The 14,494-nt window shown below is 60.6% G+C and carries 11 protein-coding genes; 5 read left to right on the forward strand and 6 right to left on the reverse strand.

Annotated elements, in window-relative coordinates; genetic code table 11:
* Together CRO59_RS24230 and CRO59_RS24235 are read right to left on the reverse strand one after the other, a co-directional pair.
* On the reverse strand, positions 1 to 230 hold a 230-nt coding region (locus CRO59_RS24230), incomplete at its 3' end, for a DUF6124 family protein (protein WP_371917842.1).
* Between the two features lie 140 nt (positions 231 to 370).
* Positions 371 to 745, reverse strand: a complete 375-nt coding sequence (locus CRO59_RS24235; protein WP_097090102.1) for a DUF6124 family protein — start codon at positions 743 to 745, stop codon at positions 371 to 373.
* A gap of 682 nt (positions 746 to 1,427) precedes the next feature.
* Between CRO59_RS24235 and CRO59_RS24240 the strand changes: the two genes are divergently transcribed.
* Entirely contained in the window at positions 1,428 to 2,210 is a 783-nt protein-coding gene (locus CRO59_RS24240) for an endonuclease/exonuclease/phosphatase family protein (protein ID WP_027613718.1), read from the forward strand.
* A gap of 268 nt (positions 2,211 to 2,478) precedes the next feature.
* Complete coding sequence (locus CRO59_RS24245) at positions 2,479 to 3,549, forward strand: autotransporter outer membrane beta-barrel domain-containing protein (RefSeq protein ID WP_097090101.1); 1,071 nt, start codon at positions 2,479 to 2,481, stop codon at positions 3,547 to 3,549.
* 122 nt (positions 3,550 to 3,671) lie between these two features.
* Here CRO59_RS24245 and glgB read toward each other — a convergent pair whose 3' ends face one another.
* The 3 genes from glgB to CRO59_RS24260 form a co-directional block, all read right to left on the reverse strand.
* A complete protein-coding gene (glgB, locus tag CRO59_RS24250; protein WP_096797348.1) occupies positions 3,672 to 5,903 on the reverse strand; it encodes a 1,4-alpha-glucan branching protein GlgB in 2,232 nt (743 codons plus the stop codon).
* Between the two features lie 2 nt (positions 5,904 to 5,905).
* A complete protein-coding gene (gene treS, locus CRO59_RS24255; protein WP_097090100.1) occupies positions 5,906 to 9,247 on the reverse strand; it encodes a maltose alpha-D-glucosyltransferase in 3,342 nt (1,113 codons plus the stop codon).
* Positions 9,248 to 9,437: 190 nt separating this feature from the next.
* Positions 9,438 to 11,435, reverse strand: coding sequence for an alpha-1,4-glucan--maltose-1-phosphate maltosyltransferase (locus CRO59_RS24260; protein ID WP_097090099.1), 1,998 nt, complete (start codon positions 11,433 to 11,435; stop codon positions 9,438 to 9,440).
* A 217-nt stretch (positions 11,436 to 11,652) separates the two neighbouring features.
* Here CRO59_RS24260 and CRO59_RS28805 point away from each other — a divergent pair, with 217 nt between their 5' ends.
* Positions 11,653 to 11,811, forward strand: a complete 159-nt coding sequence (locus tag CRO59_RS28805) for a hypothetical protein (protein WP_003224520.1) — start codon at positions 11,653 to 11,655, stop codon at positions 11,809 to 11,811.
* A 105-nt stretch (positions 11,812 to 11,916) separates the two neighbouring features.
* Here the strand turns inward: CRO59_RS28805 and CRO59_RS24265 are convergent, their stop codons facing one another.
* The gene (locus tag CRO59_RS24265; protein ID WP_027613723.1) at positions 11,917 to 12,429 is read right to left on the reverse strand and encodes an MgtC/SapB family protein; all 513 of its coding nucleotides are present in this window, start codon (positions 12,427 to 12,429) and stop codon (positions 11,917 to 11,919) included.
* A gap of 123 nt (positions 12,430 to 12,552) precedes the next feature.
* On the opposite strand from CRO59_RS24265, the gene CRO59_RS24270 reads away from it, so the two are divergent.
* Both CRO59_RS24270 and ccoG read left to right on the forward strand, forming a co-directional pair.
* Positions 12,553 to 12,801 carry a DUF3203 family protein gene (locus CRO59_RS24270; protein WP_027613724.1) on the forward strand — a complete coding sequence of 83 codons (249 nt, stop codon included), beginning with the start codon at positions 12,553 to 12,555 and terminating at the stop codon, positions 12,799 to 12,801.
* 195 nt (positions 12,802 to 12,996) lie between these two features.
* Complete coding sequence (gene ccoG, locus CRO59_RS24275) at positions 12,997 to 14,427, forward strand: cytochrome c oxidase accessory protein CcoG (protein ID WP_097090108.1); 1,431 nt, start codon at positions 12,997 to 12,999, stop codon at positions 14,425 to 14,427.
* The last annotated feature ends 67 nt before the right edge of the window (positions 14,428 to 14,494 follow it).

A 14,494-nucleotide genomic window follows, 5' to 3' on the forward strand; every position in this document is an offset into this window, starting at 1 on the left:
ACCGTGGCCGAGGCCAGGGATTCGCAGGCGTTGGCCAGCAGGGATTCGGTGTCGGTTTGTGGATTGACGAGGAACATGCTGCTGGGGGTGTATGGCGTTGCCATGATGTTCGCGGGCGCGAGGTAGTGGTCGAGGGCGCGTTCGGCGGCTTCGTGGAGTTTTCTGGAGTTGAGGGATTCGTAGGGCGATACCGATTCTGTGACCGGCGGATTGGGTGGGGTTTCGGGCATCAGTTGGAACTCCGATCGAGGCACTTTGGAAGAATGACTTCCTGTAGGAGCTGCCGAAGGCTGCGATCTTTTGATGTTGCTTTTAAAGATCAAGATCAAAAGATCGCAGCCTTCGGCAGCTCCTACAGGGGGCCGCGTGATTAGTTCGGCACGCGGCGGCCATCGAGTACCCGGTTGACCATCAGTTCACTGAGCATGATCACCTGATGCAGCATCAGCATGGCCCGGCGCTGTGGGTTGTCGACGGTGTCGCCGATATCGCGGGCCATGTCGCTGGCGGCGGCTAATGACTCGCAGGCTTCGACGAGCAAGGTTTCTTCGTCCACGGTGGGGTCGATGAGGAAGATTCTGTTCGCCTTGCATGACGAGGTTGAAGGGATCGAGATCTTCAGGGCGCCGGGGTTGAGGTAGAAGTTGATGGCGCGGTCGGTTGCCGCTTTTATCTTCTGCGGGTCGAGGGCCGGGTCGTACGGGATAGGGTCGACGTCCGGGGGGTTGGGTGTGGCTTTGAACATAAATATCTAATTCCTGATTGAGGGCCGCGACCGTTCTCTACTAAAAGAAGGGTGGCGGCTGTGCACAGGTTAGTAGACCGGAGGAATTAGCAAGACCGGCGCGCTCGAGAGCGCCCTGCGCACAACCACCATCGAAGTGCAGGCAATAGATACGCCTGGCTCAATGGGACTCATGCACTTACTAAAACCATACGGGCTACTAAACCCGACCACCGATGGGCAGTGGCAGGGAAACGATATAGCGCAGGGTATGGTCGTGTAAGCCGGCGGATTCTGGCGTACGCGTAGGTAACGGCGCAAGACGTTGTAGCCGGTATGGCGTAACGGTTCGTGTACTTTAAACGTGGTTGCGGGGTTATGTTAATGTGCGGGGTTTGCTCTGTTGTTTTGATGTTGTCTGGCAAGCCGCTTTCGCGAGCAAGCTCGCTCCCACAGTTGGAATGCGTGCATTCAGGTGGGAGGTTGGTCGGCCGTCATCGCTGGCAAGCCAGCTCCCACAGTTTGACCGAGTGCATTCAGTCAGAGATTGGTCGATCGGGAGGCCGCTTTCGCGAGCAGGCTCGCTCCCACAGGTTTCCTGACGGCTCTGGTGATTTGTATTACGGCCTGAGGCATCTGGAAGGAACTGCCCGCTTCCAGACCAGTCGCATGAACAGGAAGCCGTTTTTTCAGAGGAGTGAACGTGTCCAGCGATCCCAAGCGTCACGCCGTAGACGCACCCGTCATCCATCGCCTGCGCGTGTTGACGGTCAACACTCACAAGGGTTTTACCGCCCTCAACCGGCGCTTCATCCTGCCGGAACTGCGCGAAGCGGTGCGCAGCACCTCGGCCGATCTGGTGTTTCTGCAGGAGGTGGTGGGCGAACACGAGCGCCATTCCAATCGCTACCAGGAATGGCCGCAAACCTCGCAATACGAATTTCTCGCCGACAGCATGTGGAGCGATTTCGCCTACGGGCGCAACGCGGTCTACCCCGATGGCCACCATGGCAATGCCCTGCTGTCGAAATACCCGATCCGCGAATACCGCAACCTCGACGTGTCGATCACCGGCCCCGAGCGCAGAGGCCTGCTGCACTGCGTGCTGGACGTGCCGGGCCACGCCGAAGTCCACGCGATCTGCGTGCACCTGAGTCTGCTGGAAAGCCACCGCCAACTGCAGTTGCAACTGCTTTGCCAGTTGCTCGAATCATTGCCCGACGATGCGCCGGTTATCATTGCCGGCGACTTCAATGACTGGCAGCTGCAGGGCAATGCCGCCCTCGCCCGCCGCGATTACCTGCACGAAGCCTTCGAACGCCACCACGGCCGCCCGGCCAAGACCTACCCTGCGCGTTTTCCACTGCTGCGCCTGGACCGCATCTACCTGCGCAATGCCAGCAGCCATGACCCGCAGATCCTCGGCAACAAGCCGTGGACGCACTTGTCGGATCATTTGCCGCTGGCGGTGGAAGTGCATTTGTAAGCACAGACAATGACTTGGATATGTGCAGAAAAACAAACGCTTGCGGCGCATGATTTAGCTGTACCGCTCATCGTGCAGTTTCTTGACGCATGGGCATCACTCTTCTTATCTCTACCTTACTACCCCCGGAATCACTCACCGGGGCGACCCTTCCGGCACTCGCGAAATCGAGCGCCGCGGTTCGCCCCGCTCCATTCGGTCGCCCCTCGTTCGGGGTAGGAGAGACGCCAGAAAAGAGATCCCGCATGCGCTTGCAAGGTAGACCTCCATGAAAAGCTCATTCACCCCACAAGAGATCAAAGTGACGTTTTGCACAGTGTCGAGTTCGATTCTGCTGTGCTCATCCATGGAGGCGCAGGCCGGACCTGCGGCGGATGAAACCACTCCCTGGTATCGCCAGGACATGCCCGTTCTGACCCTGCCGGCGACCGTTGTCACCCCCGAGCCACAACGCCTGAGTCCACGTCCCGATTTGCGCGGCACCGACCTGATCACCGAAGATCTGGCGCCAGCAGCCTGGGACCGGTTGTACGGACAAAGCGCCCGGCAAGCGCAAACCGACGTACTTTCGCCAGGTTTTGCCACCCCCGGCAACGGCGACTTCAAAGGCCCGCCCGTGCTCACCGTGCAAAGCGCCGGCGGTCACACCCAGACGCTCGGCCTGATTGGCGGATACAACCAGATCCAGGCCAACAGCGCCGGCCTGATCAGCAGCCGCGCCCTCGCCGATCCGACCACCGACACCCTGAATCTGCAAGGCCAGAGCCTCGGTGCTTATTACCGTCTGACTGGCGCGCAGGGCTGGCATGTCGACCTGTCGGCCAGCGGTGGCCGGGTCAGCGGTTTCAGTCGTAACGAACAAGGCGCGCGCCAGGCCACCGAAGGCAGTGCAATGACCTTCTCGGTCGAAGGTGGATATCCGATCGGCCTGGGCGGCAACTGGGTGGTTGAACCCCAGGCGCAACTGATCAACCAGCGCATCACCCTCGACACCCCATACGCGGGTTCCGGCAATGCTTCGTCAACGGATCTGTCGGCGTGGAGCGGCCGCGTCGGCGCCCGCCTCAAAGGCAGTTACGATGTGAACGGTCTGCCGGTGGAACCCTACGTGCGTACCAACCTCTGGCATACGGTGTATACCGGCAACACGGTGACTCTCGATCAGGTCGACAAGATCAGCAGCAGTCGCAAGTCATCGACGGTCGAATTAGGACTGGGATTGGTTGCGCGGGTGACGCCGGCGGTCAGCCTGTATGTCAGCGCCGATTACAGCAGCGACGTGGATGACAATGACTTGAACGGGTTGATTGGCAGCCTGGGGGTGCGGATGCGTTGGTGATTTCGGCTTGAGGGGCGATGGCCTCTGAGCTGAAGCCATCGCGAGCAGGCTCACTCCTACAGGGAGACGCATTCCAAATGTAGGAGTGAGCCTGCTCGCGATGACAGCGACGCGGTTGCGGATCAACCCTCCGGCTTGAGAATCAACACCGCCAGCGGCGGCAGATTCAGTTCAAGCGACAACGACTGGCCATGGCTCGGCACCTCTTCGGTAAACGCCCCGCCGCCATTGCCATAATTCGAACCGGCGTAGGTGTCGGCATCGCTGTTGAGCAGTTCGTTCCAGCGCCCGGCAAACGGCACGCCGACCCGGTACGACTGACGCGGCACCGGAGTAAAGTTGGCCACCACCAGCACCGGTTTTCCGTCCTTGCTCCAGCGCAGCCACGCGTACACGCTGTTGATCGCGTCATCGCCGATCAACCACTGGAAACCCTGCGGCGCATCATCCTGGTCGTGCAGCGCCGGCTCCTCGCGGTACAAACGGTTGAGGTCGCCGACCAGTTTCTGCACGCCTTTGTGTTCCGAGTATTGCAGCAGGTACCAGTCCAGTTGCTGATCGTGATTCCACTCGCGCCACTGGCCGAATTCGCAGCCCATGAACAACAGCTTCTTGCCCGGATGGGTCCACATGAAGCTCAGATAGGCGCGCAGGTTGGCGAATTTCTGCCAGCGGTCGCCGGGCATCTTGTCGATCAGCGAGTGCTTGCCGTGCACCACTTCATCGTGGGAGATCGGCAGGATGAAGCGCTCGGACCAGGCGTAGACCAGACCGAAACTCAATTCGTTGTGATGGTGCGCGCGGTACACCGGATCCTGCTGGATGTAGTGCAGCGAGTCGTGCATCCAGCCCATGTTCCATTTGTAGGCGAAACCGAGACCACCCTGCTGGGTGCTCTGGCTGACGCCCGGCCATGCGGTGGATTCCTCGGCGATCACCAGCGCCCCCGGGGCCTCCAGCTCGACCACGTCATTCAAGTGCCGGAGGAAATCGATCGCCTCGAGATTCTCGCGCCCGCCATGGCGGTTCGGCACCCATTCGCCGGCCTTGCGCGAATAGTCGCGATAAAGCATCGAGGCCACCGCATCAACGCGCAAACCGTCGATGTGGAAATGCTTCAACCAGTGCAACGCCGACGCCAGCATGTAGCCGTGAACTTCGGTGCGCCCCAGGTTGTAAATCAGCGTGTCCCAGTCCTGATGAAAGCCTTCCAGCGGGTTGCCGTATTCGTACAGCGCGGTGCCGTCGAACTGCGCCAGGCCATGGGTATCGGTAGGGAAATGCGCTGGCACCCAGTCGAGGATCACGCCGATATCGGCGCGGTGACAGGCGTCGACGAACTCACCGAACTGCTCTGGCGTGCCGTATCGGGCACTCGGGGCGAATTGCGAGAGCAACTGATAACCCCACGAACCACCAAACGGGTGCTCCATGATCGGCATCAGTTCGATGTGGGTGAAACCCAGCTCCTTGACGTAAGGAATCAAGCGCTCGGCCAGTTCCGGCCAGGTGTACTGGCGGGCGACTTCGCCTAGATCGTCCAGTTCGCACTGCCACGAGCCGGCATGCAATTCGTAGATTGACAGCGGCGCTGAATGCTTCTGCCGCTCGCGGCGGCCGTTCATCCAGTCCTGATCCTGCCAGTTGATCTGCAGCGGCGCGGCGACTTTCGACGCGGTGTCCGGCGGCAGGCTGGTGGCCAAGGCCATCGGGTCAGCCTTCAGCGGCAGGATGCCGTGGGCGCCGAGGATTTCGTACTTATACAACTCCCCTGCTTGCAGGCGCGGAATAAACAACTCCCAGACCCCGGATGGATGGCGCAGGCGCATCGGATGGCGGCGACCATCCCACACGTTGAAATCACCGACCACCGACACTCGGCGAGCATTCGGCGCCCACACGGCAAAGCGCACACCGTCGACGCCATCGACGGTGGTCAGTTGCGCGCCGAGGCAGCTGCTCAGATCACGGTGATTGCCTTCAGCGAACAGATACAAATCCATTTCGCCGAGCAACTGGCCGAAGCTGTACGGATCTTCCGCCACCTGTTCGCCGCCGGCCCAACGCGTGCGCAGCAGATACGGCCGCGCCTGATCGAAGTGACCAACAAACAATCCCGGTGTTTCGGTGGCTTGCAGTTCGCCACGCTCTTCACCGCTGTCCTTGTCCAGCACTTCGACTTTCAATGCACCGGGCAGATAAGCGCGGATAAATTGCCCACCGGCACCATCGCCATGCGGGCCGAGAATGGAAAACGGGTCGTGGTGTTCAGCGCGCACCAGGGCGTCGATGTCCCGCGCCGCCGGCAGTAACGCTTCTTTAGCGTGACCCTGTTCCTTGTTCGAGACACTCATGACTACTCTCCACCAAGATCGGAAAAGGGTTTAAGCCCCGTCAATAACCCATACAAGCCGTGCAACGGCACGGGCAGCCACGTGGGGCGATTTTCGGCTTCATAGGCCACTTCATAGGCCGCCTTCTCCAGGCCGAACAGCGCAACCGCAGCGTCGGCACCTGCAGGATCCTGCCAGGCATGATCAAGACTAGCTGCCGCTTGGCGATATGCCTGAACAAATGCCTCGCGCGCCTCACGCAGATAGCGCTCGGCAACGCGATGGCGGGCCGCTTCCGACTCTGGACTGTGATCGACGTTGTGCACGTTGATCGTCATCGCCGCCGCGTAATCGAAGGAACGCAGCACGCCGCTGACGTCCTTGTACGGACTGTGTTTGCCACGCCGTTCGTGCAGCGGCCGCGCCGGTTCACCCTCGAAATCGATCAGATAGGCATCGCCCTTGATCACCAGCACCTGCCCCAGGTGCAGGTCGCCATGCACGCGGATCCGCAAGCCGCCCACAGCTTTCTGCGCAAGTTCCTGCACATGGCCGAGGATGACTTTTTTGTTGTCCAGCAGCCGCGCGACCATTTTCTGATCCGCCGCGCTCAGATGACTCTGATGCTGCTTGAGCAACTTCAACGCATGCTCGACCTGCGCCGCAACGTCCTTGCCAGTGGCTTGGGCGTCCTTGGCACTGGTGGTTTGCGGGGCGAAGTCAGCGTTGTCGCTTGGTGCCGCCAGTACTTGGTGCATTTCGCCGAGACGCTGGCCGAGCATGCCGGCAAAGTCCTTAAGCTCGCCGAGGGCGTTGTAATGCTGCTCCTGCTCGGACATCGCGTCCGCCAGTTCATCACGCAACGCTCGTTCGAGGTTGTTCTGCGTCCATTCCCAGGCATCACCCTGATTGCTCAGATAGCCTTGGGCGATCATCAGCAGATTGTCTTCGCCCGCGCCATCGCGGCGGATCACCGAGCCGAGCAGCGGCGAGATGTTGGCGAAACCGGCCTCGGTCAGGTACGCGCTCATTTCCAGTTCCGGGTGAACACCCGAGGCGACCTTGCGGATCAGCTTCAGCACCAGACTGTTGCCGATCACCACCGAACTGTTCGACTGCTCGGCCGACAGATAGCGCACCTCGGATTCGGCACCGAGGCCGAGTTTTTCAAGCTGCGCGGTCGGCGCGAAACGAATCTCGCCCTGTTCGGAGTTGAGCACGGTGTTGCTCTGCATGCCTTGCAGCACCGCGTGCACGAACGTTTCGAGGCTGAACGCGTCAGTGATCAGACCGACCTGACGCCCGCGACGAACACGCGACAATGCCAGTTGCTGCGGCAACGCCGGCCCGACCTGATCTTCGGCGATGAAGCCGAACGGCAGTTGATAGCGGCTGGTTTGCCCGGCGCTGGTGACTTCGATCTCGCTGAGCAGCACCGGATGCTGCGCGTCGCCGAAGCGCACGCCGTAGGCCAGATTGACCTGCTCGATGGCCGCGTCCTTGCCGGCGAACCAGCGGCGGTTCTGCAGCCAGCTCGGCAGGATGCTCTGCTCCAGGGTGTTGCGGGTCGGCGTTTCGAGAAGTTCCTCCATGCGTTTTTTCAGCACCAGGGTGGTGAAGTCCGGCAGGCTCTGCGCCGGTTCCACGTGCCAGCTCGGCATCTGGTTTTCTGCAGCCAGGGCGAACCAGTAGAAACCGTACGGCGCCAGTGTCAGTAGGAAATTCAACTGGCCGATCGGCGGGAACGCATTACCGCCGAGCATCTCCACCGGGACCATGCCGACGTAGGCCGACAGATCGAGTTCCGCCGCCTGCGCGCTACGCGAGACGTTGGCCACGCAGAGAATGATTTCGTGCTTGCCGTCGGCGTCGGTGAACTCGCGGGTGTAGGCCAGAATCCGTCGGTTGCTCGGCGAGAGCATCTTCAGCGTGCCACGCCCGAACGCCTTGGACTGCTTGCGCACGGCGAGCATGCGTCGCGTCCAGTTCAGCAGCGAGTGCGGGTCGCCGGCCTGGGTTTCGACGTTGACCGACAGATAACCGTATTGCGGGTCCATGATCGGCGGCAGCACCAGACTGGCCGGATCGGCGCGGGAGAAGCCGCCGTTGCGGTCGATCGACCATTGCATCGGCGTACGCACACCGTCGCGGTCGCCGAGGTAGATGTTGTCGCCCATGCCGATTTCATCGCCGTAATACAACGTCGGCGTGCCGGGCATCGACAGCAGCAGGCTGTTGAGCAACTCGACGCGGCGACGATCACGCTCCATCAACGGTGCCAGACGCCGACGAATGCCAAGGTTGATCCGCGCGCGGCGGTCAGCGGCGTAGTAATTCCACAGGTAGTCGCGCTCTTTATCGGTGACCATCTCCAGCGTCAACTCATCGTGGTTACGCAGGAAAATTGCCCACTGGCAGTTGGCCGGAATCTCGGGGGTCTGACGCAGAATGTCGGTGATCGGGAAGCGATCTTCCTGGGCCAGCGCCATGTACATGCGCGGCATCAGCGGGAAGTGAAACGCCATGTGGCATTCGTCACCGTTGACGCCCTCGGCATCGGTGTCGCCGAAGTACAGCTGGGTGTCTTCCGGCCATTGGTTGGCTTCGGCCAACAGCATGCGGTCCGGGTAATTCGCGTCGATCTCGGCACGGATCTGCTTGAGGACGTCGTGGGTCTCCGGAAGGTTCTCGTTGTTGGTGCCGTCGCGTTCGATCAGGTACGGAATGGCGTCGAGGCGCAGGCCATCGATGCCCATGTCCAACCAGTAGCGCATCACCGACAGCACGGCTTTCATCACTTGCGGGTTGTCGAAGTTGAGGTCGGGCTGGTGCGAATAGAAACGGTGCCAGAAGTACTGGCCGGCGACCGGGTCCCAGGTCCAGTTGGACTTTTCGGTGTCGAGGAAGATGATCCGCGTGCCGTCGTACTTCTGATCGTCATCCGACCACACATAGAAGTCCCGCGCCGCCGAACCGGGCTTGGCCTTGCGCGCCCGCTGGAACCACGGGTGCTGATCCGAGGTGTGGTTGATGACCAGCTCGGTGATCACCCGCAAACCACGCTTGTGCGCCTCGGCGATAAAGCGCTTGGCATCGGCCATGGTCCCGTAGTCGCTGTGTACGCCGCGGTATTCGGCGATGTCATAGCCGTCATCGCGACGTGGTGACGGATAAAACGGCAGTAGCCAGATGGTGTTGACGCCGAGTTCGGCGATGTAATCGAGTTTGGCGATCAGGCCGGGAAAGTCGCCGATCCCGTCATTGTTGGAGTCGAAAAACGATTTGACGTGTACTTGATAGATCACCGCATCCTTGTACCAGAGCGGGTCTTTGATAAAGGTGGCTGCCTTGGGTTTCTTCGCCATGTGAAACTCCTGTTCAATTCTGTCAGACCACACGGATGCCCTGTGATGAGGGGCTCTGTGGTGAGGGGATTCATCCCCGACGGGCTGCGAAGCGGCCCTGCTTTTATTCAGTTTTACCCAGTTGTTCTTTGTGGCTGCTGCGCAGCCAGTCGGGGATAAATCCCCTCACCACAAGTTTTTGAGCAAGGTCTTACGCGGCAGTAATCCGCCAAATCCCGAACGGCTGGTACGCCGGGTCAATGCGCATGAACTGATACTTGCCATGCCAATCCCAGCGATGCCCGTTCATCAAGTCCTCACCGTGGGTGGTCGCGTCGTCGGGCAGGCCCATCTCCCACAGCGGCAGTTCGAAATTGGCTTCCTGCACGTTGTGCGGATCGAGGCTCACCGCCACCAGAATGAAATTGCTGCCGTCAAAGCTGCGCTTGCCGAAGTACAGAATGTTGTCGTTCCACGCGTTGTAGATTTTCAACCCCAGATGCGTGTGCAGCGCCGGGTTCTGCCGGCGGATGCGGTTGAGCTGGGCGATTTCGGCAATGATGTTGCCCGGCGCATTGAAGTCGCGAACGCGGATTTCGTACTTCTCCGAATCGAGGTATTCCTCCTTGCCCGGTACCGGTGCCGCCTCACACAGCTCATAACCGGAATACATGCCCCACAGACCCGAGCCCATGGTCGCCAGCGCCGCGCGGATCAGAAACCCCGGCCGCCCTGATTCATGCAGGAACGCCGGGTTGATGTCCGGCGTGTTGACGAAGAAGTTCGGCCGGTAGCATTCGCGCCACGGCGATTCGTTGAGTTCACTGAAGTAGGCCGCCAATTCGGACTTGGTGTTACGCCAGGTGAAATAGGTGTAACTCTGGCTATAACCGACCTTGCCCAGACGCGCCATCATCGCCGGCGTGGTGAACGCCTCGGCGAGGAAGATCACTTCGGGGTGCAGTGCCCGCACATCGGCGATCAGCCATTGCCAGAACGGCAGCGGCTTGGTGTGCGGATTGTCGACGCGAAAGATCTTCACGCCTTCGTTGACCCAGCCGACCACAATATCGCGCAGCTCCACCCACAGACTGGGGATGGCGTCCGGCGCATAGAAGTCGACGTTGACGATGTCCTGGTATTTCTTCGGCGGGTTTTCCGCGTATTTGATCGTGCCGTCGGGGCGCCAGTTGAACCAGCCCGGATGCTGCTTGAGCCACGGGTGATCCTGCGAGCACTGAATGGCGAAATCGAGGGCGATTTCCAGGCCATGCTCAGCGGCGGCGGCCACCAACCGGCGGAAGTCTTCGCGGGTGCCTAGTTGCGAGTGAATCGCCTCATGACCACCCTCCTCGCTGCCGATCGCATACGGACTGCCCGGATCATCGGGACCTGCGGTCAGGGAATTGTTGCGGCCCTTGCGGTGGGCGCGGCCGATCGGGTGGATCGGCGTGAAGTACAACACGTCAAAACCCATGTCCTGAATCATCGGCAGTCGCGAGTGCACGTCGTTGAAGGTGCCGTGACGCTTGGGATCGTCGGTGATCGAGCGCGGAAACAGCTCGTACCAACTGGCAAACTCGGCCAGTTCCCGTTCGACATCCACCGGGAATTCGGCGCTCAGGCTCAGATAGGCACGGTGATCGGCCTGCGCCATCAATTGCGCACTGCGCGAGTGCAGAAACAGCGCCACCTGCTCGGTTTCGAGCAGGCCGGACAATTCATGATGCAAGGCGGCGAGTTGCTCGCTGAGCTGACCGTCGCTGCGCTCGGCGGCCTGCTGCACCATGCTGCGGCCTTCCTGCAGTTCGAGCGACACCGGGACGGCGGCGTTGTGCTTCTTCTCCAGTTCGTACTGGAAACTAGCGAAATGGTCGATCCACGCTTCGATGCAGTACAGATAGCGACCCTGGCGGTCCGGACGAAACTGCCCCTGCCAACTGTTATTGCCCAGCTCGTTCATCACCTCGCTATGCCAGGACTCTTCGCCCTCGGCACGCCAGCGGATGCGCACGGCCAGCTTGTCGTGGCCGTCGGCAAAGACCTTGCTGGTGACGATCACGTCGCGCTCGACGATCGACTTCACGGCAAACTGCCCGCCATCGAGGGTCGGCATGGTGTTTTCGATCACGATGCGCGGCAGCAGCAACGCCTGCGACAGCGGCATGTGCGGGTTGTAGCTCTGCTCTGAAGGTTTTTCAGCAGACATCGAGCATCTCTCCTTAACGCCCCAAGGACGCTCTTGTGCCGGAACAGTGTTCACAATGAGGCACCCGCCCCGACTTGAACTCACTTAGGTTCCGAGCGACCGGCGCGGGGAAAAGTTCACAGGGATTTGCAAGGACAAAAAAGCGGATCGAATTCATCACACGGTGGTCAATCCACTTAAGCACTTCTCACGCCATGTGCCACACGGAGGTCTACAGATGAACATCCCGATCCCGGCCGAAACGCCTGATCCGAACATCGACAAACCCACCCTGCCCGAGACCGAGCCGCAACCGATTCCCGAGCAGGAACCCCCAGGCACCACGCCACCGCCGAAGGAAGAACCGCCGACGACGATGCCCCCCGTCATCGTCTGAGCAGCACGCCCCCCCTGTAGGAGCTGCCGCAGGCTGCGATCTTTGCTTTTAAAGATCAACAGATCACAGCCTGCGGCAGCTCCTACAGGGGTTAGTGCGAGGCAATTACAGATGTTGGTTTTTCTCCCCATCCTTCTCAAACATCCTGACCACCCGTGGCATCACGCTGAAAATCCCAAGCGCCAGCAAAGTGCTGAGCAGCGCCGTCGCTTCCCTGCCCAACCCGGCCGCCACGCCGATCGCCGCCGTCATCCACAACCCGGCTGCCGTGGTCAGTCCTTTCACGTGCCCTTCGTCACCTTCCTGATTCTTCAGAATCGTCCCGGCACCGAGAAAGCCGATCCCGGCGATCACTCCCTGCAACACCCGGCTCATCGCATCGGATTCGGCCCCCGAGGTCTGCGGCACCAGCACAAACAGCGCCGCCCCTAACGCCACCAACATGTGCGTGCGCACCCCGGCGGCCTTGCCCTTGTGCTCCCGCTCGAAACCGAGAATTCCGCCCAGCACCGCCGCCATCAACAGGCGCACGGTGATGCGCGTCAGTTGCGAAGCATCGCCGACATCGGCGAACTCCGCTTGCAGCGTCACCCACACTTCATGCCACCAGGCGTTCATCGCTCCCTCCTTTCTTATTGGTCGTTAGTGGATGGACAGCGGCGACCATTAATCAGTTGCGCAGAACGATCGGCAAAGCGCGCGCCCTAACCTTTCAGGTACTCATGAAAAAAGGACAGCCTCATGCCCGTTCGAATCGATGAATCCAATCCCGAAGCAAAAGTGTGTTTTTTCACCGTCGAAAATGGTGAAGAAATTCGTATCTGCGACACGCTGGAAGTCAAAACCGATAGCGAAAAAGCCATGTCGTTCGTTGAGATTGAAGGCCGGCGCGTTTACATCACCGAAGCAGAGGCGGATGCCTTGACCGTCGCCGGCGCGAAAGACGGTCGCAAGCACCTGAAGGCCGACGAGAGTGATTCGGTGATTTGACTGACCCGGATCAACATCCGGCGCAGACGCCTGCGATAGGCGTTTGCGCCTGCGCCTGCGGGCTGCTTCAAGTTGTCGCAGGATGTGTACCAAACGCCATCTGATACGCTTTTTATTCAAATAGCTGAGTCTGTTATGCAAACAGATCGGCGCTCATAGTTCGTCCGCCTGATGGAGGCTGATGAGCGAATGACCATGAGCGAACAAATCCCCGTCCGAACCGTAGAAGCAAGCCCCACCATAAAAAATGTGCCTGGTCGCCCGATGAAGGCGAAGGCCGGCTCCACCGACAATCACATCCACACCCGCAGTTTCACCGGCCTGTTCCGCACCTTGCGCATCAGCGGCGCGGGCTTTCTGTTTCTGCTGTTCTTCGGCACCGTGTGGCTGAACTGGGGCGGTCGTCAGGCCGTGCTGTGGGACTTGGCCGAAAGCAAATTCCATATCTTCGGCGCGACCTTCTGGCCACAGGATTTCATCCTGCTCTCGGCGCTGCTGATCATCGCCGCGTTCGGTCTGTTCGCCATCACCGTGTTCGCTGGCCGGGTCTGGTGTGGTTACACCTGCCCGCAGAGCTCGTGGACATGGATCTTCATGTGGTGCGAAAAAGTCACCGAGGGCGAACGCAACCAGCGGATCAAACTGCAAGCGGCGCCCTGGGGCCTGAACAAACTGGCCCGGCGCGCGGCCAAGCACACCCTGTGGCTGGCAATCAGCGTGATGACCGGGCTGACGTTTGTCGGCTACTTCACGCCGATCCGGCCGCTGGCCGAAGAGCTGTTCACCCTGCAGATCGGCGGGGTCAGTCTGTTCTGGGTTCTGTTCTTCACCGCCGCCACTTACATCAACGCCGGTTGGCTGCGCGAAGCGGTGTGCATGCACATGTGCCCGTATGCGCGGTTCCAGAGCGTGATGTTCGACAAGGACACCCTGGCGATTTCCTACGACGTCGCCCGTGGCGAAAACCGTGGCCCGCGCAAACGCGACGTGAAGCCCGCCGAAGCCGGCCTCGGTGATTGCATCGATTGCCAGTTGTGCGTGCAGGTGTGCCCGACCGGCATCGACATCCGCGATGGCCTGCAGATGGAATGCATCGGCTGCGCGGCGTGCATCGACGCCTGTGATTCGATCATGGACAAGATGAATTACCCGCGCGGCCTGATCCGCTACAGTTCCGAACGCGAATTGCAGGGCGGCAAGACCCATCTGCTGCGGCCTCGGCTGATCGGTTACGTCGCGGTGCTGCTGGTGATGATCGGCGCACTGGCTCTGGCCTTGGTCGAACGGCCGATGGTCTCGCTGGACGTGACCAAGGATCGCGGGTTGTTCCGCGAGAACGGTCAGGGCCAGATCGAAAACATCTACACCCTCAAGGTCATCAACAAGACCCAGCAGCGCCAGGACTACAACCTGAGCCTGGTGGACGGCGACGGCTTCCAGTTGCAGGGCAAGACCGAACTGAGCCTGGCGCCGGGGGAGATTGTCGATGTGCCGGTTTCGGTGGCGATGACCACGGAGCGCCCGGCCAGCAGCTCGCAGACCTTGAGCTTCAAGATCGCCGACAGCGACGAGCCCGAGATTTATAGCGTGGCGAAAAGCAGGTTTGTGGCGCCGATGAATCGCTGATCCCTTAGACTGCGGCGCGGCCATTCGCGAGCAGGCTCGCTCCCACAGGGTTTTGTGGACACTGATA

Origin of the sequence: Pseudomonas sp. LAMO17WK12:I5 (assembly GCF_900215165.1) — a bacterium.
GTDB classification, from domain to species: domain Bacteria; phylum Pseudomonadota; class Gammaproteobacteria; order Pseudomonadales; family Pseudomonadaceae; genus Aquipseudomonas; species Aquipseudomonas putida_A.